Origin of the sequence: Caulobacter soli, assembly GCF_011045195.1 — a bacterium.
GTDB classification, from domain to species: Bacteria; Pseudomonadota; Alphaproteobacteria; order Caulobacterales; family Caulobacteraceae; genus Caulobacter; species Caulobacter soli.
On sequence record NZ_CP049200.1, the window covers coordinates 293,842 to 320,008 of the forward strand.

General features: G+C 66.4%; 22 protein-coding genes. 8 read left to right on the plus strand and 14 right to left on the minus strand.

The annotated features are described in order from the left end of the window. Positions 1 to 97 precede the first annotated feature (97 nt). Entirely contained in the window at positions 98 to 1,528 is a 1,431-nt protein-coding gene (locus tag G3M62_RS25810) for a helix-turn-helix domain-containing protein (RefSeq protein WP_165191674.1), read from the plus strand. A 171-nt stretch (positions 1,529 to 1,699) separates the two neighbouring features. Here G3M62_RS25810 and G3M62_RS25815 read toward each other — a convergent pair whose 3' ends face one another. Further along, positions 1,700 to 2,596 (minus strand): bestrophin family protein, encoded by an 897-nt coding sequence (locus tag G3M62_RS25815; RefSeq protein ID WP_165191675.1) that lies wholly within the window; start codon positions 2,594 to 2,596, stop codon positions 1,700 to 1,702. A gap of 166 nt (positions 2,597 to 2,762) precedes the next feature. On the opposite strand from G3M62_RS25815, the gene G3M62_RS25820 reads away from it, so the two are divergent. Next, the gene (locus G3M62_RS25820; protein WP_246263639.1) at positions 2,763 to 3,245 is read left to right on the plus strand and encodes a universal stress protein; all 483 of its coding nucleotides are present in this window, start codon (positions 2,763 to 2,765) and stop codon (positions 3,243 to 3,245) included. 83 nt (positions 3,246 to 3,328) lie between these two features. On the opposite strand, the gene G3M62_RS25825 is transcribed toward G3M62_RS25820, so the two are convergent. Next, the gene (locus G3M62_RS25825) at positions 3,329 to 4,198 is read right to left on the minus strand and encodes a LysR family transcriptional regulator (protein WP_165191676.1); all 870 of its coding nucleotides are present in this window, start codon (positions 4,196 to 4,198) and stop codon (positions 3,329 to 3,331) included. A 116-nt stretch (positions 4,199 to 4,314) separates the two neighbouring features. Between G3M62_RS25825 and G3M62_RS25830 the strand changes: the two genes are divergently transcribed. The 3 genes from G3M62_RS25830 to G3M62_RS25840 all read left to right on the plus strand — a co-directional run bounded on the left by G3M62_RS25830 (position 4,315) and on the right by G3M62_RS25840 (position 6,472). Next, positions 4,315 to 5,424, plus strand: a complete 1,110-nt coding sequence (locus G3M62_RS25830; RefSeq protein WP_165191677.1) for an S-(hydroxymethyl)glutathione dehydrogenase/class III alcohol dehydrogenase — start codon at positions 4,315 to 4,317, stop codon at positions 5,422 to 5,424. A gap of 58 nt (positions 5,425 to 5,482) precedes the next feature. Continuing rightward, positions 5,483 to 5,839: a cupin domain-containing protein gene (locus G3M62_RS25835; RefSeq protein WP_165191678.1), complete on the plus strand. Its 357-nt coding sequence runs from the start codon at positions 5,483 to 5,485 to the stop codon at positions 5,837 to 5,839. 288 nt (positions 5,840 to 6,127) lie between these two features. Next, positions 6,128 to 6,472 carry a hypothetical protein gene (locus G3M62_RS25840; protein ID WP_165191679.1) on the plus strand — a complete coding sequence of 115 codons (345 nt, stop codon included), beginning with the start codon at positions 6,128 to 6,130 and terminating at the stop codon, positions 6,470 to 6,472. Between the two features lie 258 nt (positions 6,473 to 6,730). On the opposite strand, the gene G3M62_RS25845 is transcribed toward G3M62_RS25840, so the two are convergent. Both G3M62_RS25845 and G3M62_RS25850 read right to left on the minus strand, forming a co-directional pair. Then, positions 6,731 to 8,365 carry an amidase gene (locus tag G3M62_RS25845; protein ID WP_165191680.1) on the minus strand — a complete coding sequence of 545 codons (1,635 nt, stop codon included), beginning with the start codon at positions 8,363 to 8,365 and terminating at the stop codon, positions 6,731 to 6,733. 167 nt (positions 8,366 to 8,532) lie between these two features. Next, entirely contained in the window at positions 8,533 to 10,812 is a 2,280-nt protein-coding gene (locus G3M62_RS25850) for a TonB-dependent receptor (protein WP_165191681.1), read from the minus strand. Between the two features lie 750 nt (positions 10,813 to 11,562). On the opposite strand from G3M62_RS25850, the gene fahA reads away from it, so the two are divergent. After that, entirely contained in the window at positions 11,563 to 12,855 is a 1,293-nt protein-coding gene (gene fahA, locus G3M62_RS25855; RefSeq protein WP_246263640.1) for a fumarylacetoacetase, read from the plus strand. A 125-nt stretch (positions 12,856 to 12,980) separates the two neighbouring features. Here the strand turns inward: fahA and G3M62_RS25860 are convergent, their stop codons facing one another. The 8 genes from G3M62_RS25860 to G3M62_RS25895 all read right to left on the minus strand — a co-directional run bounded on the left by G3M62_RS25860 (position 12,981) and on the right by G3M62_RS25895 (position 20,601). Next, positions 12,981 to 13,520 carry a helix-turn-helix domain-containing protein gene (locus G3M62_RS25860; RefSeq protein WP_165191682.1) on the minus strand — a complete coding sequence of 180 codons (540 nt, stop codon included), beginning with the start codon at positions 13,518 to 13,520 and terminating at the stop codon, positions 12,981 to 12,983. Positions 13,521 to 13,567: 47 nt separating this feature from the next. Further along, complete coding sequence (locus G3M62_RS25865) at positions 13,568 to 14,047, minus strand: GNAT family N-acetyltransferase (protein ID WP_165191683.1); 480 nt, start codon at positions 14,045 to 14,047, stop codon at positions 13,568 to 13,570. Positions 14,048 to 14,184: 137 nt separating this feature from the next. Beyond that, positions 14,185 to 14,640: a nuclear transport factor 2 family protein gene (locus G3M62_RS25870; RefSeq protein WP_165191684.1), complete on the minus strand. Its 456-nt coding sequence runs from the start codon at positions 14,638 to 14,640 to the stop codon at positions 14,185 to 14,187. Beyond that, positions 14,624 to 15,067 (minus strand): MerR family transcriptional regulator, encoded by a 444-nt coding sequence (locus tag G3M62_RS25875; RefSeq protein ID WP_165191685.1) that lies wholly within the window; start codon positions 15,065 to 15,067, stop codon positions 14,624 to 14,626. Before G3M62_RS25875 ends, G3M62_RS25870 begins: the two co-directional genes overlap by 17 nt. A 2,002-nt stretch (positions 15,068 to 17,069) precedes the next feature. Then, the gene (locus G3M62_RS25880) at positions 17,070 to 17,624 is read right to left on the minus strand and encodes a TetR/AcrR family transcriptional regulator (RefSeq protein WP_165191686.1); all 555 of its coding nucleotides are present in this window, start codon (positions 17,622 to 17,624) and stop codon (positions 17,070 to 17,072) included. Positions 17,625 to 17,807: 183 nt separating this feature from the next. Further along, entirely contained in the window at positions 17,808 to 18,677 is an 870-nt protein-coding gene (locus G3M62_RS25885) for an amidohydrolase family protein (RefSeq protein WP_165191687.1), read from the minus strand. Between the two features lie 95 nt (positions 18,678 to 18,772). Beyond that, on the minus strand, positions 18,773 to 19,459 hold the full coding sequence (locus G3M62_RS25890; protein WP_165191688.1) for a CPBP family intramembrane glutamic endopeptidase: 687 nt from the start codon (positions 19,457 to 19,459) through the stop codon (positions 18,773 to 18,775). 251 nt (positions 19,460 to 19,710) lie between these two features. After that, positions 19,711 to 20,601, minus strand: coding sequence for a LysR substrate-binding domain-containing protein (locus tag G3M62_RS25895; RefSeq protein WP_165191689.1), 891 nt, complete (start codon positions 20,599 to 20,601; stop codon positions 19,711 to 19,713). Between the two features lie 117 nt (positions 20,602 to 20,718). On the opposite strand from G3M62_RS25895, the gene G3M62_RS25900 reads away from it, so the two are divergent. Next, the gene (locus G3M62_RS25900; protein WP_165191690.1) at positions 20,719 to 21,594 is read left to right on the plus strand and encodes a PhzF family phenazine biosynthesis protein; all 876 of its coding nucleotides are present in this window, start codon (positions 20,719 to 20,721) and stop codon (positions 21,592 to 21,594) included. A gap of 35 nt (positions 21,595 to 21,629) precedes the next feature. On the opposite strand, the gene G3M62_RS25905 is transcribed toward G3M62_RS25900, so the two are convergent. Together G3M62_RS25905 and G3M62_RS25910 are read right to left on the minus strand one after the other, a co-directional pair. Then, positions 21,630 to 22,568 (minus strand): ABC transporter substrate-binding protein, encoded by a 939-nt coding sequence (locus G3M62_RS25905; protein ID WP_165191691.1) that lies wholly within the window; start codon positions 22,566 to 22,568, stop codon positions 21,630 to 21,632. Between the two features lie 14 nt (positions 22,569 to 22,582). Continuing rightward, a complete protein-coding gene (locus G3M62_RS25910; protein WP_246263641.1) occupies positions 22,583 to 25,078 on the minus strand; it encodes a TonB-dependent receptor plug domain-containing protein in 2,496 nt (831 codons plus the stop codon). 268 nt (positions 25,079 to 25,346) lie between these two features. Between G3M62_RS25910 and G3M62_RS25915 the strand changes: the two genes are divergently transcribed. Beyond that, positions 25,347 to 26,105, plus strand: coding sequence for an SDR family NAD(P)-dependent oxidoreductase (locus tag G3M62_RS25915; protein ID WP_165191692.1), 759 nt, complete (start codon positions 25,347 to 25,349; stop codon positions 26,103 to 26,105). The last annotated feature ends 62 nt before the right edge of the window (positions 26,106 to 26,167 follow it).

The window sequence follows — 26,167 nt, forward strand, 5'->3', positions numbered from 1 at the left end:
GACCTAGCCCCGGTCGCTGGAACGAGGCGAACCTATTGAAGCTGAATTGTCACAGGCAGACTTTGTAATTCTTGTAAAGTTGTGACAGATTGACCGAATGGGGATCTCGGACAAGAAGCTTTTTCTCGGCGGCCGGCTCAAGCGCCTGCGACGCGACCTGTCGGTCAATCAGAGCCAGATGGCCGAGCAACTGGGCATTTCGGCCAGCTATCTGAACCTGCTGGAGCGCAACCAGCGCCCGGTCACCGCCCAGATCCTGCTGCGCCTGGCCGACGCCTACGACCTGGACTTGCGCAGCCTGTCGGCCGACGACCCGGGCGGCGGCGCGGGCCTGGAGGAGGTGCTGGCCGACAAGATGTTCGCTGACCTGGGCGTGGGCCGCCATGAGGCCATCGAAGTCGCCGAGACCTCGCCGGCCATGGCCGAGGCCATCGTGCGGCTCTATCGGGCCTATCTGGATCGCGGCCGGTTGGTCGACCTGGGCGCGTTCGAGCGCGCCGACGGGAGCGCCGGCCCTCAGGGCGGGGCCGCCCATCCCACCGACTGGGTGCGCGACCTGGTCGGGGCCCAGCGCAACTACTTCGCCGAGCTGGAGACTTGCGCCGAAACCATCGTCGCGGCCCTGAAGGCCGATCCCCAGGACCTGGGCCCGGCCCTGCGCGAGCGCCTGCTGACGAACTGTGGCGTGCAGGTCCGGATCATGCCGGTCGAGGTGATGACCGCCTCGCTGCGTCGCTACGACCACCATCGCAAGCGGCTGATGATCTCCGAAACCCTGGCGCCGGCCAGCCGGCTGTTCGCCATGGCCTATCAGCTTGGGCTGCTGGAGTTCGGCGAGACCCTGACCACCCTGACCGACCGCTTCAAGGCCCCCGACCGCGCCACGCGCCAGCTGCTCAAGGTGTTCCTGGCCAACTACCTGGCCGCCGCGGTGATGATGCCCTACGAGCTCTTTCACGCGGCCCTGGAGACCAGCGGTTACGATATCGAGCGGGTGCGCTCGCGGTTCGGCGTCAGCTACGAGCAGGCCGCCCAGCGTCTGACCACCCTTGGCCGGTCGGGCGCTCGGGGCGTGCCGTTCTTCATGGTGCGGCTCGATGCGGCGGGCAACATCTCCAAGCGCTTCGCGGCGGGAGCTTTCCCGTTCTCGCGGTTTGGCGGCACCTGTCCGCGCTGGAACGTCCACGACAGCTTCAAGACCCCCGGGCGGGTGGTCACCCAGGTCATCGAGACCCCCGACGGCGAGCGCTACTTCACCCTGTCGCGCACGGTGCGCCGGGTGTCGGGCCTGCAGGCGGGGTTGGAGGACGAACTGGTCATCGGCCTGGGCTGCGAGCTGAAATACGCCAACAAGCTGGTCTATGCCCGGGGCCTGGACATCGCCACGCCGCTGGCCGTGGAGATCGGTCCGTCCTGCCGGATCTGCGAGCGTCCGGCCTGTCCGCAGCGGGCGGCCGCCCCGATCAACCGCACCCTGCTGGTCGAGGAAAACAGCAAGTCGTTGTCGCCGTTCCCGTTCGTGGCCTAGACCCGCCGCGTTCACCGGGCCAGCGATCGCCGCGCGGCCGGCGGGCGATGTTCGGGCGGACTTTCGGCCTTCTCCGGCCGGCGCCAATCGGGAGCGGCGTGCGCCTGCGCCGAACCGCCTGGACGAAAGCCGCGGCCCTGCCGATTGTCAGCTCCGATGCGATGGTGATCGTCAGGTCAAGCGATACCGACTGGGCCTCAAGGGCGCGGGCAGGTCCGCGCGTCCGAGCGAGAACAACACCTCCCGTTCGATCGTGCGCACCATGGCGTCCAACGGCAGGTCGTTGTCGTCCTCGCCGAACGGGTCCTCCAGTTCGTCCCCCAAGGCGTCCAGACCGAAGAACGCATAGGCGATGAACACCACGAGCAACGGCGTCCACCAGCCCAGACTTTGAGCCAGGGCGAAGGGCAGCAGGAGGCAGAACAGGTGGGCGGTTCTGTGGAGCAGCAGCCAGTAGGCGAAGGGCGTGGGCGTCGACTTGATCCGCTCGCAGCCGGCCTGAACGTGGCTCAGTTCGGTCAGGCGCGCCTCGAGAACCGAATAGTGGATTGCGCTGATCCGCCGGCGGGCGACGAGCCGCGCGCAGGCCGCGCCGACTTCGGACAGGACCGTATCGGTCGGGTTGGGCGAGGCCTGTTCGTCCTGACCAGGCCGCCAAGTTCTGATAGCGGCGGCCTCGTCCCGATCACGCAGGCGCGCGGCCAGACCATGGGCGAAGCCGCAGAGGCCAAGCAGCAGGGGCTCGCGCTCGCTGGCCTTCAGGCGATCGGTCTGGCGGGCGAAACTGCGCGTGGCGATGATCAACTCGCCCCACAGCTTGCGCGCTTCCCACCAACGATCGTAGCAGGCGCTGTTGCGAAAACTCATGAAGATCGACAGGGCCAGGCCGATCAGGGTGAAGGGCGCCGCGCCCAGCAGCCGCATCGGACCCGGCGCGTGCTGTCCCAGCAGCACCGCGCCGATCGAGATGACCGCCAGCACCGCCAGCCGGCCGACGATCTTGGGCACGATCGATCCATGCAGGGCCAGGGCGATCCCCAGCAGGCCGGGGCGGTCGCGAACGATCATCGAGCCCTCGCCGCCGTTCGTAGGTCCTGAAGTCCCATCCTTGTCTTCTCCTTGCCGGATGCGCTTGCGCGAACGCCAATACAGGACTGTACAACGCCGCAAAGCCGGTCATGCTCGGATCGCCGCGCAAGGGCAAGACCTGGAGGGATACGTGTATAGTCGGATTTTGCTGGCCTATGACGGATCGATAGAGGGGCGCAGGGCGCTGCGCGAGGGCGCGCTGCTGGCGCGACGGTGCGGCGCGCGGGTCTTTTTGTTGTGCGTTGTGGTCGAAGGCGGCGGCGTCCAAGTGGCCGAGGCCGCTCAGCCCGGCGTCATCCATGAACTTCGCCAACAGTCGCAGGCGGTGTTCGACGAAGGCGTTGCCCGCCTGCGGCAGATGGGCCTGGATCCGACAGCGAAGATCATCTCGGGCGATCCCTCCGTCGAAATCCGAAAATTCGCCCAGGAAGTCTCGGTCGACCTCGTCGTGGTGGGCCATCGGCGCAAATCCTTGCTGGAGCGCTGGTGGTCGGGATCGTCGGGCGCCTATCTGCTCGACCAGATCGGCTGCAGTCTGTTGGTGGGCCGCAACACCATCAGCGACGAGATCCTGGCCGCGGAGCTGGCCTTGCCGCCGGCTCGTCGGGCCCTCGCCGACGCACTTTGATCGCCGAGGCCGTCTGAGCCCGTCGCCGACGGGACGCTGGAGACGATAATCCACGCACGCCTGTCAAGTCAGCGGTTTATCGGTCAGCGCAGGGCCGCCTCCAGATGTTCGGCCAGCAACCGCACTTTGGCCGGCAGGTGGCGAAGATGGGGATAGACGGCCCACACCCCCTCATCCGCTGGGCGGTGCTGCTCGAGCAACGGAACCAGGGTTCCGGCCGCGATTGGGCCGTCGACATAGAAGTTCGGCAGCTGGCATAGCCCGAGCCCGGCGATGGCGGCGTCCAGCACCGCCTGGCCGCTGTTGCAGCGCCAACGGCCGCTTGGGCGGATGGTCGTCTCGCCGCCGGCGTCGCTGAAGGTCCAGGTCTCGCTGGCCCCGACGACGCAGGCGTGGTCGGCGATGGCCGCCAGGTTCTCGGGCGCTCCGGCCTTGGCCAGATAGGCCGGCGCGGCGCAGAGGCGGCGGGTGCGCGAGGCCAGGCGGCGGGCGATCAGACGACTGTCGCCCAGCCGGCCGAAACGAATGGCCAGGTCGAAGCCGTCGGCCACCAGATCGCGGACGATGTCGTCCAGTTCGATGTGCAGCGACAGGCGTGGATGGGCCAGGGCGAAGGCGTTGACGGCCGGGACCACGTAGCGCTCGCCATAGGCTACCGAGCAGGTCATCCGCAGCTGGCCTTTCAGCTCGCCCTCGTCCTCGCCGAGCAGCTGCATGGCCAGGTCGCGCTCCTGGATCAGGGCGCGGCAGCGGGCCAGGAACAGGCGCCCGGCGTCGGTCAGGCTGACCCGGCGGGTGGTGCGGTAGAGCAGGCGGGTCTGCAGCCGGTCCTCCAGCCGCGCCACCTCGCGGCTGACGCCCGAGGTCGACAGGTTCAGGCGGGCGGCGGCGCGGCTGAAGCTCTCGGCCTCGGCCACCGCCACGAACTCGTCGATCCCGTCCCATCGGCTCATGGGGCGGTGATGCGACGATTATCCCGGTGAGGCAATAATGTTTTGCAAGCGCCGGGATTATCGCGCGGTCGGCCGCGGCGTACGACGGGGACGCCCCGAAATCCGGAGATCTCGCCATGAAGACCCGCGCCGCCGTCGCCTTCGCCGCCAAGCAGCCGCTGGAGATCGTCGAGGTCGACCTGGAAGGTCCCAAGGCCGGCGAAGTGCTGATCGAGATCAAGGCCACGGGCGTCTGCCACACCGACGCCTACACGCTGGACGGCCTGGACTCGGAGGGCCTGTTCCCCTCGATCCTGGGCCACGAGGGCGCGGGCGTGGTGGTCGAGGTCGGGCCGGGCGTCACCAGCCTGGCGGTCGGCGACCACGTGATCCCGCTCTACACGCCCGAATGCCGCCAGTGCAAAAGCTGCCTCAGCGGCAAGACCAACCTCTGCACGGCCATCCGCGCCACCCAGGGCAAGGGGCTGATGCCGGACGGCACCAGCCGCTTTTCCTACAAGGGGCAGACCATCCACCACTACATGGGCTGCTCGACCTTCTCGAACTACACCGTGCTGCCCGAGATCGCCGTGGCCCGGATCCGCAAGGACGCGCCGTTCAAGACCGCCTGCTACTGCGGCTGCGGCGTGACGACGGGCGTCGGCGCGGTGGTCAACACCGCCAAGGTCGAGCCGGGCGCCAACGCCATCGTGTTCGGCCTGGGCGGCATCGGCCTGAACGTCATCCAGGGTCTGAAGCTGGTCGGCGCCAACATGATCGTCGGCGTCGATCTCAATCCCGACCGTGAGGAGTGGGGCCGTAAGTTCGGCATGACTCACTTCGTCAATCCCAAGACCATCGACGGCGATCTGGTCGCCCATCTGGTGGCCCTGACCGACGGCGGGGCGGACTACACCTTCGACGCCACCGGCAACACCACGGTCATGCGCCAGGCGCTGGAGGCCTGCCATCGCGGCTGGGGCGAGAGCATCATCATCGGCGTGGCCGAGGCGGGGAAAGAGATCGCCACGCGGCCGTTCCAGCTGGTCACCGGCCGGGTCTGGAAGGGCACGGCCTTCGGCGGCGCGCGCGGCCGCACCGACACCCCGAAGATCGTCGACTGGTACATGGACGGCAAGATCCAGATCGATCCGATGATCACCCACGTCCTGCCGCTGGAGCGCATCAACGAGGCCTTCGACCTGATGCACGCGGGCGAGAGCATCCGGACGGTGGTGACGTTCTAGGGGCGGGAGCCTGATTAGGCCTTATCGCCAATACGAAGCAATATAACGAGAGATAACAATGCTTGAAGATCGCTTTTGCTCGTTTCGTGAAACAGATGTCGAAACTCGGACATCTCCTCCTCCGGTGTGGACCGTTCTTTCGGGGCAACCGCAAGCTCAGTCAAAAAGATCATATTCTGACGAAGAGAAGAAGATCTATGCCGGAACGTTCAAATGCACCGCAGGGGTCTACGCCATAAACTATGATGTGTGGGAATTTTGCCATCTCATCAAGGGCAAGTGCCTCATAACGCACGAGTCCGGGCGTCAGTACGAACTCAACGCCGGCGATGCCTTCGTCCTTGAGCCCGGCTTCAAAGGGACGTGGGCGATCGTCGAGGATATGGAAAAGAGCTTCGTGATGCATGCGGGCTGAGACAGGGCGTGGTCGCGCGGAAAGCAGAGATCGTTCCTGCGCGACGACCTGAAGCGACGGGATATGGCCGTGACGGCCCATTGGCCCGTCCGTTGCACGGCGCGGCGACCGGGTGAAACGATCGGCTGGCCCAAGGCCGCTCAGAGGCGCTGAGGCGCCTATCGTCCGCGCGTCCAACCGCGCCACGCCGCCCCGGAGCGGACCCCGTTCGACGCAGCGGGTTGGCGTATCTTGGAAAGGCGCGGACGGTGTGGCATCCAAGCTAGGTCCCCGTCTTCCAGAGCCGCCATGATCGCCGACGACTTTCGCCAACTGGCCTTGGGCATCGAGGGGGCTCGCACAGCGGTCCGTCTGGGCGCCGTTGAATTCCTGATCGGCCAGACCGTCTTCGCGACGGTGGGCGCCCCGGACCCGGCGTTCGCGGTCCTGCGGCTTTTGCCCGGTCATCAGGCCAAGGCCATCCTGGCCGTCCCAACGGTCTTCTCACCCCAGGCGGGCGGAGCGGGACGGCGGGGCGTGACCTGCGTCCGCCTGACCACGGCGACCCCCGATATCGTTCGCCCCTACCTGGTCCTGGCGGCGGCCAAGGCCAGAAATCGTCGCTCGACCTTCACTCAGATCAGACAGGACTGACGCTCCAAGACATGCACGGCTGATCCGGCCGTGCCGACGGGCGACCTCGAGCGCTTCGCCTTTCTCAACCCAGCCGAAGATCCCCTCCCCGGGGATCGCCGATCTGATTGCCTCACGCTCATCGGCTCCGCGCGACACGGCGTCGCCAATCCTGTCTGCATGGTCACGAAAGCCGCGCCGTCGCCGCCCGTCCGTCGGCGCGACGATCGGCTGGGCGGCTCCCAACGACGCCGCCGACTCGTCTGGGGCCTTGCCGGTCTAGAAGCCGGGCGGGCGTTCGGCCCAGACGTCGAGTTGGTCTTCGAGGGCGCGGGCCACGGCCAGAATCTTGCCCTCTTCGAACAGGCGACCATGCAGGGTCAGGTTGGCGGTGACCCTGTGCTTTGGCCCTTGGGGATCCAGGGGCTGACCATACAGCGATCGGGTGGCGATTTCGCCAAAGCCCGTGCGCAAGGTCAGGCCCGGATGTCCCGTGAGGTTGGTCGCCAGCAAGAGATTGAAGTTGCCGTAGGCCGGCGCGAACAACAGGTCGACCTGAGCGAACAATCGATCCATAGCCGACATCAGCTGGTGGCGAAGGCGGTCCAACTGGACATAGTCCACGGCCGAGGTCAGGCGAGCCTGGCGCCAAAGGTCGGGCCATCCGGAGATCAGCGCGCCCTCACCGTCGAGAACCAGATCCTCCAGCACCGCCGCCGACTCCACAAAGCATATGGCGGCCAGCAGCATGTAGGGAAATTCAGGGAGGACCACCTCCACAAGCTCCGCGCCAAGGGCGCGCATCGCTTCAAGCCCCTGCAGATGACCCGCCATCACCGGCGTGGCCGCCTCCGGCGCGTACCCGATCCGTTGGAACCAGTCCGGCGAATAGCCGATCTTGATCCCCGACAGATCGATGTCGGCGTCGTAGGCGAAACCATGGTCGAAACTGGTCAACGACGATGGGTCGGGTCCCTTGATCGCCGCCAGGACCAGAGCGGCGTCTTCCACCCGGCGGCACAGCGGACCAATGCGAGCGAGCGAGGGCGCCATGGGCATGTCGCCCTTGCTTGGAATTCGACCGAAGGTCGCGCGCAGTCCCACAACCCCGCAGCGGTCCGCGGGATTCAGGATCGAGCCCAGATGGTCGGTGCCGATCGCGAAGCCGCAAAGACCGGCGGCCACGGCCGCGGCCGAACCGGAGCTGGAGCCTCCAGCGGCTTCCTCGCGATTCCACGGATTCATGACGTCGCCCCCATACCAGGCCGAGCCATTGGCGAGTTCGCCGGTTCCCAGCTTGCCAAGAAGCACGGCTCCTGCGTCGCGCAGCATGGTCACGATGGTTGCGTCGCTCGTCGAAACCCTGTCGCGAAACAGCGCCGAACCCCAGCTCGTCGGGACGCCTTCGGTGTCGAACACGTCCTTTATGCCATACGGCACCCCGTGCAGGGGGCCGCGGCGGCGTCCTTGGGCCAACTCGGCGTCGCAGGCGTCGGCCTGGCCCAGGGCCAGGTCGGACGTGACCGTGATGTAGGAGGCCAGCAGGCCGTCGAGCCGAGCAATACGATCCAGATAGATTTCGGTTAGCCGGCGACTAGTGATCTGACCCCCCGCCAGCCAGTGAGAGAGGTGGACGACCGGCGCGAAGGCGATGTCCTGGTCGCTGAGCGGCAGGGCTGGCGCAGGGTCTTGCTTGAGCCGGACGTGATCGGCCTGGACGGGGAAGTCGCGGCCCGGAAGGCGCGGGTCGAACCGACAAGCGGGTTGAGCGTGTTGATCCAGGGGAAGCGCGCGAAAAGCCGTCAGGCCGGCCAGCTGGGCTTCGAGCATTGGCACAAGCCGCTCCTGCGCGGCCGGCGGAATGTCGAGGCCGATGAGCTTCTGTGCTTCCTGGATCGTCTTCTGCGTGATCATCGCTTGAGCTCCGCGTTGTGAACTGTGGGCCTGTCCTGACGCATCCGCCTTCAAAGCCGCGGCCGGGGCCGAAGGGGTTGGCGGATGTCGCGCCGCCGCCTGAACCCGGACGGCCAGGCTGAGACAGCCTGGCCGATGGGTCTTGCAACGGGTGTTCCAGTCCCCGATCAGAAGTTCGCGGTGACGGACAGGACGAAGGTGCGAGGCCGGCCGACATAGGCCGTGGTCGGGGCCGGCAGGGCCGGCGAGACCTTGTTGGTTACGATGGTGTCGTAGGTAAGCTTGTCGAAGACGTTCTCGACGCGGAGTTGAACGACGTAGCGTGAGAAGTTCACGCCGGCGCGCAGGTCAAGGGTGGCATACTCCGGAAGACGCACATTGGGATTAAGGAAGGCGCCCGGGTAGCTGCTGGGCATCTCCGATCGGTAACGAAGCGTGGCGCCGACGGTGCCGGTGACGTCGCCGGTCAACGGGATGTTCTGATCGGCGAAGGCCGCGGCGGTCCACTTGGCCGTGAGCGGCAGAGGGTCGCCGGCGGCAGCGCCGACCGATATGGCGGCCGCCGGATCGATCTGGCTGATGCGGGCGTTGGTGTAGCCGCCGTTGAACCCGATCGTAAGGTCGCGAAGGGGACGGGCGGCCACTTCCAGCTCCACCCCGTCGACCTTGGCCCTGCCGGCGTTGGCTTGGAAGAGCAGGCCGCCGAAGAGCGAGTTGAGCTGGATGTCCTTCCAGTCGATGCGGAAGGCCGCGAGGCTGGCGCTCAGCCGGCCGTCCAGGAAATTCCCCTTCATCCCGGCCTCATAGTTCCAGACCGTATCGGGCCGGATCGTCGTCTGGGCGCCGGGGGGCAGGGGGCCGCCGCTGTCGTTCTGAGGGCCGCCCGGACGATAGCCGCTGGCCGCCCGAGCATAGAGGCTGATGGCCGAGGTGGGACGATAGCGGATCGTCGCCAGATAGGTGGTGGCCGAGTCGCTGAACTCGGCGTGCGTTTCGGATTTCGGCGCGAAAAACGCGATCCCGACCGGTTGGAAGTTGGTCTGGTCGTTGTGCGACCAGCGAACGCCGCCGGTGATGTCGAGATCGTCGGTCAGATAGTAGGTGAAGTTGCCGAACGCCGCGTATTCCTTGTAGGTGCTGAACAGGCTGTTCTTGAGGAATATGTCCAAAGGTTTGGGCAGCGGCGCGCCCGTCGGGTCATTGGTTTCCAGGAGAGTGCCGTAGACGGACTTCTCGGACGTATAGAAGCCGCCGGCGACGAACTCGATCGCGCCAAGGCGCTTCGAGACGAAACGCAGCTCCGCTGTCGATTTCTTGGTAGCGGGCGCCACGGTCCCCAACACCTGCATGTTCGTCAACGGAAGTCCGAAGGGCGGAGACGTCAGGACGCCCAGCAGCAATGGCCCGTAGGTGGTGGAATAGTCGGTATGAACGGTGGCACTGGAGTCGACGAAACTCCCCGTCGCGACGATCGCGCCCACATCGGTCTCGTAATTCGCCGTGCCGGCGACGGTGCGATAGGTGATTTCGCTGCTTCCCGAACCGGGAAGGAAGCTCTCCTTGTACTCGCCCAGGGCGGGACGAGCGGTGTCCATCACGTTGAGTTGCGAGGCGACCCCGTCGTTCTTGATGGATTGGTAGAAGGCGCTGGCGTCAAAGGTGAATCTGTCGGTGGGCTGCGCGCGCAGAGCGAGGCGTGCCCCACGGATCAAGGAGCCGTTGATGTCCTTGCCGCCCTGGACGTTGTCGATCCAGCCGGGAGCGTCCCGATAATAGGCCGAGGCGCGGATCGCCAGCTTGTCCTGCACCAAGGGAATATTGACCGCGCCGCGGACGCTCGAGCCTTCAGCGCCATGGGCGATCGCGACCCCTTCGACCTGGGCCATGCCCGAATACTGGGTCAGATCAGGCCGCTTGGTGACGACCCGGATCAGACCGCCGAGGCTGCTGGCCCCGTAGAGCGTGCCTTGCGGGCCTTTCATCACCTCCATGCGCTCGACGTCCACGAGGTCGGGCGAGGGGGTGGAGAACGAGGCGACGGAGCTGAAGCCGCTGGGCGTGTAGGTCGCTTCGTCGACGTAGAAGGCCGTCGTATTGGTCGTCTGTTGCGGACCGGTGTTGAGGCCTCGCAGGATCACGGTTCCAATCCCCGGCGCGCCCAGCGAGCGCTGGCTTAGGCCTGGCACCAGGGGGGCGTAGTCGCGGAAATCGCGAACGCCCTGAGCCTTGATGGCGTCGGCCGAGAGGGTCGTCACGGCCGACGGCACGTCGCGCAATTTTTCCTCACGCTTGCTGGCGGTGACCACCAGTTCGGCGACGGTCTGCTCGTCGTTTGCCGCGGGCGGCGCCGTGGGTTGCGCCGACTGCGCCAACGCCTGCGGCGCGATGAACATGCTGGAGCCGAAAAGCAGCATCGCCAGCATTGGCTTATTAGGTTGGTTGACCACGAAAATCCCTCCTCCGCCCTAGCTTCTTGACCGCGAAGACCGGGAGGCGAGATGCCTCCGGGCTCGCGGCGAAATAGGTGTCGGAGCAGCCTCGTGGCGTAATGCCGTTATGTCAATACAGTTGTGTATCGGGATGAAGGATCCGCGACGTAATTTTCTAAGTGTGTGTTTTTGCGGCATTGTTGGGGAGAAATTTAAGGTACCCAAGGTGGAAATCGTCAGTCCACACCATAAAGGCGTGGCCTGAGGCCTGGGCGTGCGCGCAACCTCGCGGTTGCCCTTCGTCGAGCGCGTCGAGGTCGCGGGCGGGCCGGTCAACGCTCCCTGGCCTGTGAAATTTTTGGAGCCCGGTCCATCCTTCGCGGCGCCGCGCGCCAAGCGTTTCGTCGCCAGTCCACGGACGCCCGAGCGGCGACATCGGGCGGCCAAACGTTTCGCCGCACCCGAAGTCGGCGGACGTATTCATCGGCCTTATAGTATCAAGTGACCGCATCAATTTGATCGTGGGTTGCGCCCCCGACACCCTGGCTTTGCAGCGCGCATCGGGAGAGGGGACTCACGGATCGACCCGGCGCTGGAGTGGATCCAAGCCGCCTACAGGGGTCATGCTTTTGTTGGTGTTCCTGGCGAGTTTTGGACCGTGGCGCATTCCCGCGCAGCCTCGCCGCGCCCATCCCCGCCGCCGGCCCTTGGCCGATGGCGCCCAAGCCGTTCCACCGCCCGGCCCCGTAAACCCAAAAGGACGTTATCTTGTCTGTCGTCATCGATGAAACCCACGCTCCGGACCTGACATCCTGGGTCGCGAGCGCCGCCGGTCATCAACACTTCCCGATCCAGAACCTGCCCTATGGCGTGTTCGCCCCTTCAGGCGGCCCAGAGCGCATCGGCGTGGCGATCGGCGAGGCGATCCTGGATCTGACGAGCGTGGGCCACCTGCTGCCGATCCAGGCGCGGGACCTGTTGGCCGAGCCCCGCCTCAACCGGCTGCTCGCCGCCCCGGCCGCGACGCGTCTGGAGCTGCGTCGCGCGATCTCGTCATTGCTGTCACGCGCCGCCCATCGCGCCGATGTCGAGCCCCACCTTCATGCGGCCGGCGACAGCCGCATGCGCCTGCCGGCCCGGATCGGCGACTACACCGATTTCTACACCGGCATCCATCATGCGACGAACGCCGGCCGTCTCTTTCGTCCCGACGACCCGCTTCCGCCCAACTATCGCTGGATGCCTATCGCCTATCACGGTCGAGCCTCGTCCATCCGGCCCAGCGGCCAGGCCGTCGTGCGTCCGACGATCCAGCGCGGCGGCTCGGGCGGCCCGGCCGTGGGGCCCAGCCGCGGACTCGACTACGAAATGGAGATCGGCGTCTGGATCGGCGAGGGGAGCGCGTTGGGCGCCCCGATTCCGATCGCGCAGGCCGGCGGGCATATCGCCGGCTTGTGCCTGCTCAATGACTGGTCGGCGCGCGACGCCCAGGCTTGGGAAGCCCAGCCGCTGGGACCGTTCCTGGCCAAGAACTTTCAGACCTCGATCTCGCCCTGGATCGTGACGGCGGAGGCTCTGGCGCCGTTCCGGACCGCCCAGCCGCCGCGCTCGGAGGGCGAGCCGTCGCCGCTGCCCTATCTCTTCGACAGCGCCGACCAGACCGCGGGAGCCTTCGCCATCGAGCTGGTGGTGGAGCTGTCGTCGGCGGCGATGCGCCAAGCAGGCTTGCCTGCGCACCTGCTCAGCCGGGCTGACGCCAGCAACATGTACTGGACCGCCGCCCAGATGATCGCCCACCACACCCTGGGGGGGTGTGATCTGCGAAGCGGCGATCTCCTGGGCACCGGCACCATCTCCGGGCCGACGTCCGACAGCCTGGGTTGCCTTTTGGAGATCACCCGCGGCGGCCAAGCTCCGATCACGTTGCCGACGGGGGAAACGCGGGCTTTCCTGTCGGACGGCGACGAGGTCGTCATGACCGCCAAGGCCCAAGCCGAAGGCTTTGTGACGATCGGCTTTGGCGAATGCCGGGGGACCGTCGCGTCGGCCCGCGCGGGCTAGGCGTCGAAAGCGACGAAGGGCGGCGCGTCAGCGGAGGGGCGACCCGTTAGGGGCGCAATCTCTCCGGCCGCGCGGAACGGGACTTTGAGCCAGAACGGCATGAAGGCGCTGCGCGGTCAGTGACGTCAAATCAAGAAGACCAAATATTCGACGCCCAGGCCGCCGGTCTCAAAGCAGGTCTTCTCCCATAGCTGGTAGCGAAGACAATCGCCTGTCAGCAGGCCGTAGGCTTGTTCGCCAATGGTGACCGTCAACGCGCCCTGCAGGACGTAGAGGTGATGTTCCTGGCCCGGACGCGGCGCCTGATCGTAGGTGATCGTCTGGTTGGGCGCGATCGTGCAGCGGATTATTTCGCCTGAAAGCGTTTTGGCCGGTGGCGAGACCCCGCGGCGGACGAAGCCATGGGCGCTGTCGGTCCAGACGTTCTGAGCGTCCGCCGGCACGAGGGGCGCGAAGTCATCTTCGATCATCAGCATCAGGCGCGACATCGTTAGGTCGTAGACACGGCAGAGTTTGGCCAGGGCGCTGGTGGTGGCGCTGACTTCTGCGTTCTCCAACCGTGAAAGCGTGCCGCGACTGACGCCGCTCGATATCGCCAACTCCTCCAGAGACCAGCCGCGCTCGACGCGAAGAGACCGCAGGCGACGGCCGATCTGCTCGTCCATGCTCGGTGGTTCGGGCGGAAGGGCGGCCGAACCGCCCGTCGGCTTGCTCACCTCGAAACCATTGAGGCAGGCTCGAGCACTAAGGTCATGAAGACGCTGTTGGGGTCTTCCACATAGTCTCCGAACGGGTTGGTTTCGCCAAAGCCGTGCCGCCGATAGAGGGCGCGCGCGGGTTCGAAGAAGGGCCACGAGCCCGTTTCCAGACTCAGGCGCCGCATGTTCCTGTGTCGTGCGGCCTGGATGATATGACGTAGGATGGCGCCGCCGACCCCACGGCCTCGCTCGACCTGAGCGACATGCATGGACTTGATTTCGCCGTGGTCCGGCGAAATGCCTTTCAAGGCGCCAAGGCCCAGCAAACGCTCCCCGGCCCAGGCCGCCCAAACCTCGATGTCCAGCGACTTCAATCCAGAGGGGTTGAGGGCATGAGCGCTGCCGCGCGCGGTCTCGGCCGCAGCGGTCGCCACGTGATGCTCCAGCAGGGCGATCACGCGCGCATCATCAAGGTCAGCGGCGATGATTTTCATGCGCAGGGTTCGTTGGCGGCCACATACGGGAATATTTCCCATATGGGGGATTTCGCGTCAACGCACAGGCCATCGCCAAAACGTCGCCGCGGCGCCGTGTCGGCCGATCGAGACTGTGATGATGGCGGACCGGGGATTCAGGCGCCTGTCGTGATCTCCGGGACGGGAAAGCTGAAAATATGGCGCAGGCGGACGATCCTGGAGGCAATGCGCCAGCCGTCGGCGGTGCGAACGACCTTATCGTCGAACGCGACGATGGCGGACCAAGGCGCCTTGGCCGGCTCCTGGCCGACTTCCATGAGCGTCGAGCGGACCGACGCCCCGTTCTGGTCGTCCAGATCAACGACGACTCCGGAACTGGTCTGGGCGAGGATTTCCTGACGCCCGACGCTCGCCCGGAACCCTTCTTCGATGGCGGCGAGACCTTCAAACCGCAGGCCGATTGGCTCGGGCGCGAACCACGTCGCGTCGGGTAAGAAGACTTGCGGCAGCAGGGTCCAGTCTCGGAAGTTGATCGCCGCATGATAGAGGTCGAGCAACTGGCGGATCGCCGCCTTGTCGACAATCGTCGATGTTTCATCCCCTGACGTCATGTGGCTGGTCCTCACGGTTGAAGCGCGCCGGGCGCTGATTGTCGATGATGTCCGGGGCGGGGGTCTTCGCGTGCGGGCTGGGTTCCTGTTCCCATCGCTCCAGGCGGCCGGCCAAGGCGTCGCGCCGTTCGCCGAGCGCCGCCATGATGCGATCGATCTGTTCGAGCTTTCGCCGCATCAGGATCGCGCAATCGACGGGTGGCGCGCCGGAACCATCCTCCAGCGCCGCCAGCAGCTTGCGAAGTTCGCGGGTCGAGAAGCCGGAAGCGATGAAGTCGCGCACCCATTCGGCTTTCTCGATCTCCGGCGGTGAATAGGTCCGGTAACCGTTCGCCGCACGACGCGGAGCGATCAGGCCTTCAGCCTCGTAGTGCCGCAGCGTCCGCGTGCTGACGCCGAGATGATCGGCCGCCTCCTGTATTTTCATGGTCATCTTCCTTCGGGAGCGCTCGTAGCGCCTTCTCGCTAGTGTCAATGTCAAGGGCGGCTTCGGCGGCCCCGCGCGCGGCTGTCGAAGGCTCCGACCGAGGAGCCGAAATCTTGGAGCGGAGCTGACGCCAACCCAAGGACGGACTCCCGCCGATATGTGATCTGAGCGCAAATCCGCGACGGATTGCGCGCAACGCCGGCGCCGCCGGTTGCTTCGACCGACGGCGGTCGTCGCCAATTTGACTTTACATTATGTAAATATAATAGCTGAGCCCAACCCTTGGCGCGTTGGCTTTCCGCCGCGCATTCCGAGCATCGTGGGGAAAAGAGGATGGGCGCTTTCGCTGATCAAAGGTCTGGGCCGCGTCGATGGCGCGTCGGATTTGGTCGATTGGCGAGGTTGGCCTTACGGGTTCTCTCCAGGCGCGGACCAGAAGATCGCGCGGTCGTGAGACGATCAGCCGAGCTGGCCAAAGGGGGAGCGGTCGTTCTCGCCTTCGGACTATTGGCCGCGCCGAGGGCGGCAAGCGCCCTCAACGATCCGGCGGCGCTGCGGCTGGTCGAGACCACGCTTGACGCCATGGGCTTTGGCCGAGACCCGCGGGCGATCCGCACCGTCGGCGCCAAGGTCGAGAGCCTGACCTTCGATCATTTCCAGAACGATCATCTTGGTCCGCCCTTCATGGTGAAGGGGTTTTCGACGGCCTTCGTCGTCGACGACTATCAAGCCAGGACGCAGGTGGCGACGCCCGATCGGGCGCCAGGCCGCACGGTGCTCGCCAGCCAGGTCCAAGCCTGGCTGGCTGGCGCCGCCGGGCAAACAGTCGTCTTGGCGTTGCCCCCGCCGCCGGCTTGGGAAATCCAGGATCCGCTGCGGGCCCTTCTGCTCGCCCGCGCCGCCGCGGACCTCAAGCAAGAGCCGGACGTCATGCGCCATCAGGCGCGCCAGCATGTCGTGGCGTTCCATCACGGTCGCTGGCCGGTGCGAATCTATGTCGATGAACGCCTGGGCTTGCCGACGGCGACCGAAGCCATGGTCAGTTTCGACGAGGGCTCGACCGATGTGGTGGCGTTGAAGAGCTTTGGCGACATCGTCGAGCGCTCGGAGTTCATGGCCTATGATCTGAGCGCCGGACTGCGCGCGCCGCTGCAGACCGATGTCTATCGCAATGATCGGCCCTACAGGGTCGTCCTGAGATCTTCGCCGAGAATTGACGCGCCCGAAGACAGGGTGGTCATGGAGAGCCTCCCCAAACTGGAGCCCGCGCAAAAGCTGGACCTCGACAAACTGGCGCTGACCCGGCCCCTGCCGGGCGGACCTGATCCCAAAAGGAGCATCGAGGAAATCGCGCCCGGCGTCGTTCAGATCCCGGGCGCTTGGTACACGACGCTGGTCGCCCAGGATGACGGGGTGGTGATCCTCGATGCGCCGATCTCATCGGGCTATTCACGCCAGGTTCTGGAAGAGGCGGCGCGCCGGTTCCCCGGTCTGCCCGTCAAGGCGTTGATCACCTCGACGCCGTTCTACTGGCATGTGGCGGGGATCCGAGAGTACGCCGCCCGAGGCATTCCGATCTATGGCCAAGACCGCAATCTGCCGGTCCTACGAGCCGTGTTGACCGCGCCCCATGCCCTGGCGCCCGATCATCTCAGCCAACATCGGGCCAAGGCGCCGCTGCGCTCGATCTCGGGACCCATGCGCCTCGGGTCCGGGCGCAATGGGCTGCTGATCTTGCCGGTGCGCTATGGCGAGCAGCCGATGCTGATGACCTATCTGGCCCAGGCGCGGCTCCTTCACACCGCGGAGATGGTGCAGCCGCTGGGGCGGGACGGCGCGCTGCTCTATCCAGAAGCCCTGCTCGAGATCGACCGCTCGATCGCCGAGGCCTGCCTGCCGACGGCGGGCCTGCGGCTAATCGGCATGCATATGAGCCCGACGCCGCTGACGGCTCTTGCGCCTGTCATAGCCGCCGCGGCGGCCAATCCAGCCAAGGCGCCGATTAGCCCGCCCGCGCCGCCAGCATGCGTTCAACCTCAGCCTCGGCGGTTTCAGAAATCAGCCGCTTGGGATCAGCGCCCGCCGGACCGTTCTTCAGCTGCCTGTAGAAGGTGTAGCTGGTCATCGCAAACAGCAGGTCGACGGTCTGGGCTCGGACGCCGTGCGGCGCGCCGGACAGATCCATGCGACCGATAACGGCGTCGAGCATGCTCCGGCGCAGCTCGTTGCGCGCGGCCAGTTCCCGGTCTAGATCGGGGTCAAGCGCGATTGCCTCATTCAGACGGCTCACGGCGGGATCGCCGCCCCAGAAATCACAAAACACGCCGATGATCGTACGCAGGGCCTCGCGCGGGGGACCGCTGATCACCGCTTGGGGCAGATCCTTCAGACCGCCTTCTAGCGCCAGGCGATCGAACACGGCCTTGAGCAGGGCCCGACGAGAGCCAAACTGGTTGTAGAGGGTCAGGCGGGTCAGACCCGCGGCCTTGGCCACGGCGTCGAGCGTGAAGGACGCGACCGGCTCGGCGCGCAGGAAAGCCGCCGCCGCAACGATCACCTGCTGACGGCTTTCCTCGACGGCGGCGGCGCGCGAGCGATTGTCGTAGCGGCGCGGGGGCGCTTTTTCCGTAACCATCGGGCTTGAACTAAGGCCAAATGCCCAGGGCGCGCAATGTCGGAACCCTGGGCGGCCCGTAAAAGCTACGGCGCGATGGGCGGTGTTCCGGACACGGACGCCACGCTAAGGCAAGCCCAGCAGAGCGGCGGCGTTGTCGTGGAAGATCCGGGCCTGTTCTTGTGGCGTGAAGCCAAGATCACGGACGGCCTGCGCGGCCTCGGCTGGCGTGTCGACGGGCCAATCAGAGCCGAACAGGAAGTGGTTCACGCCGATCTGTCGAATGGTCCAAACCAGTTCGGGGCCCACCGGAGAGTTGGCGTAGGTCGTGGCGATGGCGGACAGATCGAAATAGACGCTCTCGCCAACGCCAAGCTTGCGAAGCTTGGCGAAGGTGATGGTCTCGCGAAACTCCGCCAGACCCATATGCGCCAGGATGAGTTTGGCTTTCGGGTTGGCCGCGGCCAGCAGCAGGAACTTGCCCATCTCGCTGGCGTCCCAAGGCTTATAGGAGTCGAAAAGCACGACAAGGCCGCGCTCGCTGCAGCGAGTGACCACAGCGGTCACCGCTGGATCGCCGACATCGAAGTTCTGAGTGTTGGGGTGGAGCTTGATCACCTTAACCCCTCGCGCGGCGACCCTATCGATTTCGGCAAGCGCGGCCTCTCCGTCAGCGGGGTGGACCGAAGCGATGGGAAAGAGCCGGTCCTGGCTGGCCGCGGCGGCGGCGATCACCGCATCGTTTTGCGACCGGGTCTTGGCCAGTTGCGCTGCCCTGGCCACGACGATGAGGCCGCTGACGCGGACGCCGGCCTGCGCGTCCAGGCCCAGGATCGTCTCTGCGCCCACGGGCTGGCCCGGCATGACGACGTCATCCTCGCCAAAGCGAACATGGGCATGGGTGTCGATGATCGGCCCGTCATAGCGCTCCTGGGCCCAGGCCTGCGATGCTGAAAGCGAGACAAGGAGCGCGAATGCGGCGCAGGGAGCTTTCATGGATCTCTCACTCCAAAGGTCATTGAACATCATGTGCGATCGATTGCGCTGACGGCGACACGCGGCGGCGGCCTTCTCCAAGGCCAGCGCGGCCGTTAGACGAAGAGAACGGCGCACCCATCCACGATCAGGTGCGCCAGAATGTTGGCCGTAAGGTTTCGGCGCCAGACATAGAGCGCGGTGAGCACCGCGCCGCCGAATCCGGCGACGACAAGATGGGCCCAGCCCCAGGCGCCGACATGGGCGATCGTGAACGCCGCCCATGTCACGAGGGCGGCTGTGGCGCTTCCCGAGAAGTCTTTTAGGCGCTCGAATCCATAGCCTCGAAACAGGAGCTCCTCCGCCGTCGCCGCGCGCACGACGGAGGCGAGGCGCCACCAAAGCGGCGTCGAGGCGAGATTGGAGATCGCCGCGCCTTCCTGTGTGCCGGCGGGATGGAAGAGGACGAGATAGAAGAGCGGCAAACCGGCCATCATCACGGCCGCCGCGCCAAGGGCGCAGACATAGTCAAAAGGTCGGAGAGGCCGCAGACCGATTGAGTCCAACGGACGGCGCTCGACCTGCGCGACATGGAGCGCCAGCCCTGCGACCACGGCCCACCAAATGAGTTCGTAGCCCACCAGGTGCGCGACGTCGCGAAACTCATCCTCCCAGCGCGACAGGGGAAGAAGCGGAAAGCCCAGCGCCAAGACGAGGCCGATCAGGGAAAGGCGAAGTCGAGCAAATTCGGCGCTCGCCGTCAGCGGCGCGCAAGCCGATCGCCTGGCATGCCTGTTGTCCACTCACGCTCCTCCTGGCTTGCGCCGCCGCCTTGGGGCTTTCATCGCCGCAACCGATATATTAGATATACAACAGGTAAAGTTAAATTGTTGCAAGGTAGGGGGCGCCGTCGTCCGTCGCAGCCGCGATGGTCTCGAGTTCCCGATCCGTCAGTCCTCGTCGATGAGGCTGCGGTTCTTGGTGTCGGGCATGCGCAGATAGACGATCAGCGACACCGCGATCCTGTCGGCGCCGCCGGCGCTCAGCGTTGACGTCAGAAGGGTGTCATCGCCTCGACAAACCAGTCGCGCAGCGCCACGACATCAGGCCGCTCGCTGAGGGCCGGAGCGCAGGCGAAGGAATAGGTCTCGCCTGACAGAGTCTGGCTGAACGGCGCGACCAGAAGGCCGTTGGCCAAGGCGTCGGCGGCGATGACCAAACTGACGATGGCGACGCCTTGGCCCGCGACCGTCGCCTGGACCGCGTAGAGGCTGTCGGTGAAGCGCAGGCCCGTTTCGGTATCGAGGTCCAAAACGCCGACTTGGTCGCACCAGCGCCGCCAGTCCGGCGATGGGCGCGGCGCGACCCGGCCGTCGATATGGATGAGCCGAGCGCGCGTCAGATCCTCGACCGTCCGCAGGCGCAAACTCGGGCTGCAGACCGGGGCGAAGGCGTCTTGGCATAGCGCCGTGGTCGCCGCGCCGGGGAAGGGGCCTTTGCCATAGCGGATGGCCAGATCGACGCCGCCGGGGCGAAGCTCGACGATCTGATCGGACGCTTGAAGACGCAGTTCCAACTTTGGAAACCGGGTCTGCAGCTCGGTTAGCCGCGGCACCAGCCATTGGCTCAGGAAAGCCGGCGTGGCCGAAAGCGTCAGGATGGCGCCGGCGTTGGACCGCCGTAGGCGGCCCACGGCGCGATCGATCTCCGCGAAGCTCGAGGCGGCCGCCTCATAAAGGATTTGGCCCTGGAGGGTGAGGGCGACCCGGCGCGGACTTCGATCGAGCAACCGCCCGCCCAGATGTTCTTCCAACTGCCGCACCTGATGGCTGATCGCCGTGGGGGTCACCAGGAGTTCAGCGGCGGCGCGCTTGAAGCTGGCCAGCCTGGCGGCCGCTTCGAACGCGCGCAAGGCGCCCAGCGGCGGGAGATCAAAGCTTGCCATGCTGAATTTATTTCATCTTCGGACGAGGAATTCGATTTTGCGTCGGGCCATGGCGGAGAACAAGGTGTCCGCAGACTCATCCTGGATGATCCCGCCAACACCTGGAGCGCTCACTGTATGACCCGTCTTGTCGCCGGTCTTATCGATGTCTTCGCCGACGCTCCGTTGAGCGGCAATCCGCTGGCGGTCGTGGAAGGCGGCGAGGGGTTGGACGACAGTCTCCTGCGCCGCATCGCCGGTGAGTTCAACCAGGCCGAAACGACCTTTGTCCTGGCCAGCGACCGCGCCGACTGGAGGCTGCGCTCGTTCACCGCCAACGGCTCCGAAGTGTTCGGCGCGGGGCACAACGCGTTGGGGGCCTGGCTGTGGCTGGCCCATCATGGCCGGCTTGGCGAGTTGGTCGAAGCTAGGACGTTTCATCAGGAGATCGGCGTGGACGTGCTGCCGATCACCCTGCAGGCGCGAGAGGGCCGCATCCAAGGCCGCATGCGCCAGGCGCGGCTGCGCCTGCTGGAGCCGCTGGCCGCGGTTGACCGCCTCGCCGCGGGGCTGGGCCTTGAGCCCGCCGACATCTTGCCCTTTCCGCCGCCGCGGACGGCCGACACCGGCGCGCCGCACCTGATGGTGCGCGTGGGCGACGCGGCGGCGGTCGATCGCTGCGCGCCGCTCGCCGCGGCGCTTCTGGCGGTGTTGGTGCCGGCCGGCGCGGAGGGGTGCTACGTTTACGCCTTCGACGAGGCGACCCCCGGCGCGGCCTATGCCCGCTTCTTCAATCCGACCGTGGGGCTCTGGGAGGATGCGGCGACGGGGACGGCGGCAGGGCCGCTGACAGCCTATCTTGGATCCTCGGGCCTGCTGGGCTCGGACGGAACCCTGGTGATCGAGCAGGGCGTGAAAATGGGGCGCCGCAGCCTGCTGAGCGTACGGTTGGGGCCGGATCCGGAGCTGTCCGGCGCGGGCGTCGTCGTTCTTCGGGGCGAGCTCGTCGTCTAGGAGGCGACGCATCGAAACCTTGAGTGCGGAGGGGCCTAGCCGAAGACGCTCGGGTCGAAGAAGGCGGCGACGTCGGCACGCTTGGGAAAGATCCCCCGAGCAGCGTAGTCGTTGGTCACGGCCTGGGCTGCGGCGATGATCTGTGGCGTGATCGGCGACAACGGACGCTCGCCGCGCCGGGCCAGGGTGGTCCTGGCCAGTTCGGGCGTCATCGAGGTTTGCGCCGCATAGTAGGCCGCGTAGGCGTCGAGATTGGCGCCTGTCCAGGCGCGGGCCTTGGCGATGCGGCCGAACGCGTCGCGCAGGGCCAGCCGCTTCTTGGGATCGGCCAGCGCCTTGTCCGAAGCGGCGAAGAACGTGACGCTGTTGTTGATCCCTTCGCCGTCGCGCAACAGGCGCGCGCCTTCGGCCTGGGCGCGGGCGAGGTTGGGGTCGTTGGTCGCCCAGGCCTCGATCTGGCCGTTCTGGAAGGCGGCCAACGCGTCGGGTTGCAGCATGTAGCCTGGCTTGATGTCGCCGTCCTTCAGTCCGGCTTCCCGGATCGCCGCGTAGAGCACCGCGTCGGCGGTGCCGCCGGGCGCGGTGGAGACGATGATCTTGCGGCCCTTGAGCTGGGCGACCGAGCGGATGTCCGACTTGGCCGGGACCAGGATGCCGATCCCTTTCGAGGACGAGGCGGCGGCCGCGACGATCTTGTAGGGGCGACCCAGGATCGCGCCCAGCAGCACCAGGTTGTCGATCGCCACCAGGGTGTCGACCGCGCCAGAGCTGGCGGCCTCGAACAGGGGCGTGGGCGTGGCGAAATTGGCCCACTCGACCTTGTAGGGCGCGCCGTCGAAAGCCTTGGAGGCGTCGGCGGCCAGGCGTTGGCCGCGCTGCTGGTCGCCCAGCACCAGGGTCACGCGGGCGTCCTTGGGCCCGCAGGCGACCAGGCCGGCCGCCGCGCCAAGGCCCAGGAAGGCTCGTCTTTGCATGGGATGCTCCACGATCAGAACTTGTAGCCGACGCGGGTGTAGTAGTACCCGCCGGTCAGGCCGAACGGCGAGAAGGCCCCGTACTTGCCGCCGCCATTGGTGCTGACGATTCCGACCGTGTCGGGATAGGTGTCGAAGAGGTTGTCGGCCCCGACCGTCAGGGCCAGCTTCTCGGTGACCGCGTAGGTGACCGACAGGTCCGCGATCCACTTGGCCCCGAAGGTACGATCGTCGCTCGCCACGGTGGCGACCTGGGTGACCTTGTCGTAGCGCGTGCCGCGCAGGTCCACGGTCCAGGCGTCCTTGGTCCAGCCGGCCGAGGCGATCAGCTTGGTCTCGGGATAGCCGACCGTCAGCGTGCCCTGCTGCACGCGGTCGAACAGCACCAGGCCCGATCCCAGCGAGGCCAGCTGCGGCGGGTTGGCCTTGATGTTCTGGATCTTGGTCTTGTTCCAGTTGAAGCCCAGGCCCAGCTTCAGTTCGCCGAGGTCGCCCAGGCTGGCGCGATACTCGCTGACCAGGTCGACGCCGCGCGTGCGGGTGTCGATGGCGTTGGCGAAGTACTGGACGTAGATGTCGGTCGGCAGGCCGGCTGCCGCCAGCAGGACATTGACCCCCGGACCGCTCAACGTGCTGGTCAGGGCGATGCGGTCGTCGATGTCGATCTGGTAGGCGTCCAGCGTGGCCGAGAAGCCATGGCCCGGGGTGAAGGTCAGACCGGCGCTGTAGTTGCGGGCCTTTTCAGGCTTCAGGGGCTGGGCGCCGAGCGCTTCGGCCAGCGGCGAGTCGACCCGCACGACCTTGGTCGGGAACTGGTAGAGGACCCCGGCGATGGTCTGGGTCGAATAGCGGCGCTGTCCGTAGAGCTGCTGGCTGAGCGACGGCGCGCGCAATCCGGTGCTGACCGTGCCGCGCAGGGCCAGGGCCGGGGTGAGCTCGTAGCGCGTGGTCAGCTTGCCGCTGACGGTGTCGCCCGTGCTGTCGTCATAATGCTCGGCGCGGCCGGCGACACCGACGTACCAGGCGGAGGTCGGGTTGATCCCCAGATCGACATAGGCGGCCAGGTTGGTGCGCTTGGCCTGTCCCGCGTCGCTGGCGTCAACGGTGTTGACGCCCTGGACCCCGATCAGCGCCGGCTTGCCGGCCAGCGGGCCCGAGGTGAACAGATAGCCGCCGTTGGCGTAGGCGGCGGCGTCGCCGGCCTCGACCTTGTACTTTTCCAGTCGATGCTCGGCGCCGATCGCGACGGTCAACGGGCTGGAGAGGCCCACGTCGTAGCTGCGATCCAGATCAAGATTGGTGGTCCAGACCGTGGAGGTCAGGTCATAGAGCTTGAAGTGGGTGGGACTGGCCGGGCCGAGCGAGGGGTTGAGGGTGTCGGCGCTGGAATGGCTGATGTTGCGCCCAAGCGCCGAGCTGAGGTCCCAGGCCCATTCGCCGACCTTGCCCTTCAGACCCGACGTCACCTCGAAGTCGGTTTCCTTGAGCTTGTAGAGCGGGATGAAGCCGTCGGGCGCCAGCTGCAGGATGTTGGTGTTGGCGTTGGGCCGGCGCTTGGTCTGACGGGCGTTGCCGCTGCGGGCCCCGGCCGTGGCGAAGGTGTAGAAGTCGGTGGTGGCCGAGACCGGAGTCTGCAGGTTGATCGCCGCCGTCACCGCGCGCACCACGGGGTTGCCGTTGTAGTCGCCGCGCTTGGGATTGGCTTCGCGTGGGTCGGGCGCGCCGCCGGCCAGGGGATAGTAGAAGCTGCCGGTGGCCGGGTCGTTGCGGTCGGTGCGCCCCTGGTACTTGGCCTCGACCGCGAGATGAACGAAGCCCGTGTCCTTGAAAGTTGTCCCCCAGTCGGCGTTGGCGTGGGCGTTCTCGCCGTCGCTTTCGAAGGTCTGGCCCAGATCGGCCGAGACCTGCCCGCCGGGGGCGGATTTCAGGATGAGGTTGATCACGCCGGCGATGGCGTCGGAGCCATACTGGGCGGCGGCGCCGTCGCGCAGCACCTCCACGCGGCTGATCGCCGAAGTCGGGATCTGGTCGAGGTCCACGGGCGTGGCCCCACTGGTGTCGAGGTTGGAGTTCATCAGCAGGCTGGTCGGATGACGACGTTTGCCGTTGACCAGCACCAGGGTGTAGCCGCCGCCCAGGCCGCGCATGCTGACGGGGCGCACGACGTTGTTGTGCGCGAAGCCGTTGACCGTGCCGTAGTTGACCGACGGCAGCAGCACCGCCAGCGCTTCCTTCAGGGTCACCTTGCCGGTGTCCGACAGCTGTTCGCCGCCGATCACGTCGATGGGGGAGGGGCTGTCGGCCACGGTGCGCGGCTTGCCGCGCAGGCCGGTGACGATCACTGCGTCGACCGCCGAGGCGCCGTCGACATCGGCGGACGCGGTGGCGGGCTCGGCGGCCCAGACCGGCGCGCCAACCGCCAAGGCGGCCAGGATCGTGCTGGTCATCAACACTGCGCGCTGGGTCTTCGCCCGACGCTCGGCGGCGCTTGCCGTCACCTGGTTCGACATGAAAATCCCCCAACTCCCGCAAAAGGCGGAGGCCTCAGCTAAACGAGACGAGGGTTTCAGCAAGTGAGTTATCGTGCATTATCTTATGAGTGATAAGCATATATGGTTATCATATAGATCCAATTATGTTCTGGTATGATTGAATAGGTTGTGTTCGTTTCGTCGTTCGCCTTGATATCATCTTAATGATGACTTGAAGGTCTTGGATATTCTCTGGGAATTCCCATAGTCAGGTCCGTGGACCTTGGGGTCCGTCGAGGAGACGAAGATGATCAACACCACACCGCTGGACGTGTCGGCTGTTCAGGGCAGTCTCCTGGTGGTCGGCGTCGGCGCGCCCCAGGGGCTGGGCGCGGCCATCGCGCGCCGGTTCGGCCGCGGCGGCTTTCCGGTTGTCATCGCCGGCCGCAACGGCCCCAAGCTCGAGGAGAGCCGATCGGCCCTCGAACGCGAAGGGATCGCGGCGACCAGCATCGTTGGCGATGCGGCCAATCCCGATGACGCCGCGCGCTTCGTGGCGACGGCCCAGGCCCTGGCCCCGCTGGCCATCGCCGTTCACAACGCTGGCGGCAATCGACCAGCCCCCTTTCTGGAGGTCTCGGCCGAGCATTTCGAGGGACACTGGCGCGAGCACGCCCTGGGCGGCTTTCACCTGAGCCAGGCGGCCTTGCCCGTGCTGGTGGCGCGCGGCGGCGGCAGCCTGATCTTCACCGGGGCCAGCGGCAGCCTGCGCGGCAAGGCCAACTTCGCGCCGTTCGCGGCGGCCAAGGCGGCGTTGCGCGCGACCAGCCAGAGCATCGCGCGCGAGTTTGGCCCGCAAGGCGTTCACGTCGGCCACGTGGTGATCGACGGCGGCATCGACGGCGAGCGCCTGTTGTCCCGGCGGCCGCAGTTGAAGGACGAGCGAGGGCCGGACGGTCTGCTCAATATCGACGCCATTGCCGAGGCCTATTGGACGCTGCACCATCAACATCGCAGCGCCTGGACGCTGGAATTGGATCTTCGCCCCTGGGCCGAGACCTTCTAGCCCTCGCATCGGCGTGCTGAAGCGGCGCGCAGTTTTTCTGGCTGCCATCGCCGCCCCAGCTT

Bases quoted from the DNA above. Each gene is read 5' to 3' on its own strand.
- G3M62_RS25840 (WP_165191679.1), top strand. From the start codon at position 6,128: ATGATCGCCGACGACTTTCGCCAACTGGCCTTGGGCATCGAGGGGGCT.
- G3M62_RS25835 (WP_165191678.1), top strand. From the start codon at position 5,483: ATGCTTGAAGATCGCTTTTGCTCGTTTCGTGAAACAGATGTCGAAACT.
- G3M62_RS25825 (WP_165191676.1), bottom strand. From the start codon at position 4,198: ATGAGCCGATGGGACGGGATCGACGAGTTCGTGGCGGTGGCCGAGGCC.
- G3M62_RS25900 (WP_165191690.1), top strand. From the start codon at position 20,719: ATGACCCGTCTTGTCGCCGGTCTTATCGATGTCTTCGCCGACGCTCCG.
- G3M62_RS25875 (WP_165191685.1), bottom strand. From the start codon at position 15,067: ATGAAAATACAGGAGGCGGCCGATCATCTCGGCGTCAGCACGCGGACG.
- G3M62_RS25865 (WP_165191683.1), bottom strand. From the start codon at position 14,047: ATGAAAATCATCGCCGCTGACCTTGATGATGCGCGCGTGATCGCCCTG.
- G3M62_RS25845 (WP_165191680.1), bottom strand. From the start codon at position 8,365: ATGATCACGCAGAAGACGATCCAGGAAGCACAGAAGCTCATCGGCCTC.
- G3M62_RS25895 (WP_165191689.1), bottom strand. From the start codon at position 20,601: ATGGCAAGCTTTGATCTCCCGCCGCTGGGCGCCTTGCGCGCGTTCGAA.
- G3M62_RS25910 (WP_246263641.1), bottom strand. From the start codon at position 25,078: ATGTCGAACCAGGTGACGGCAAGCGCCGCCGAGCGTCGGGCGAAGACC.
- G3M62_RS25830 (WP_165191677.1), top strand. From the start codon at position 4,315: ATGAAGACCCGCGCCGCCGTCGCCTTCGCCGCCAAGCAGCCGCTGGAG.
- G3M62_RS25810 (WP_165191674.1), top strand. From the start codon at position 98: ATGGGGATCTCGGACAAGAAGCTTTTTCTCGGCGGCCGGCTCAAGCGC.
- G3M62_RS25860 (WP_165191682.1), bottom strand. From the start codon at position 13,520: ATGGACGAGCAGATCGGCCGTCGCCTGCGGTCTCTTCGCGTCGAGCGC.
- G3M62_RS25905 (WP_165191691.1), bottom strand. From the start codon at position 22,568: ATGCAAAGACGAGCCTTCCTGGGCCTTGGCGCGGCGGCCGGCCTGGTC.
- G3M62_RS25915 (WP_165191692.1), top strand. From the start codon at position 25,347: ATGATCAACACCACACCGCTGGACGTGTCGGCTGTTCAGGGCAGTCTC.
- G3M62_RS25885 (WP_165191687.1), bottom strand. From the start codon at position 18,677: ATGAAAGCTCCCTGCGCCGCATTCGCGCTCCTTGTCTCGCTTTCAGCA.
- G3M62_RS25870 (WP_165191684.1), bottom strand. From the start codon at position 14,640: ATGACGTCAGGGGATGAAACATCGACGATTGTCGACAAGGCGGCGATC.
- G3M62_RS25815 (WP_165191675.1), bottom strand. From the start codon at position 2,596: ATGATCGTTCGCGACCGCCCCGGCCTGCTGGGGATCGCCCTGGCCCTG.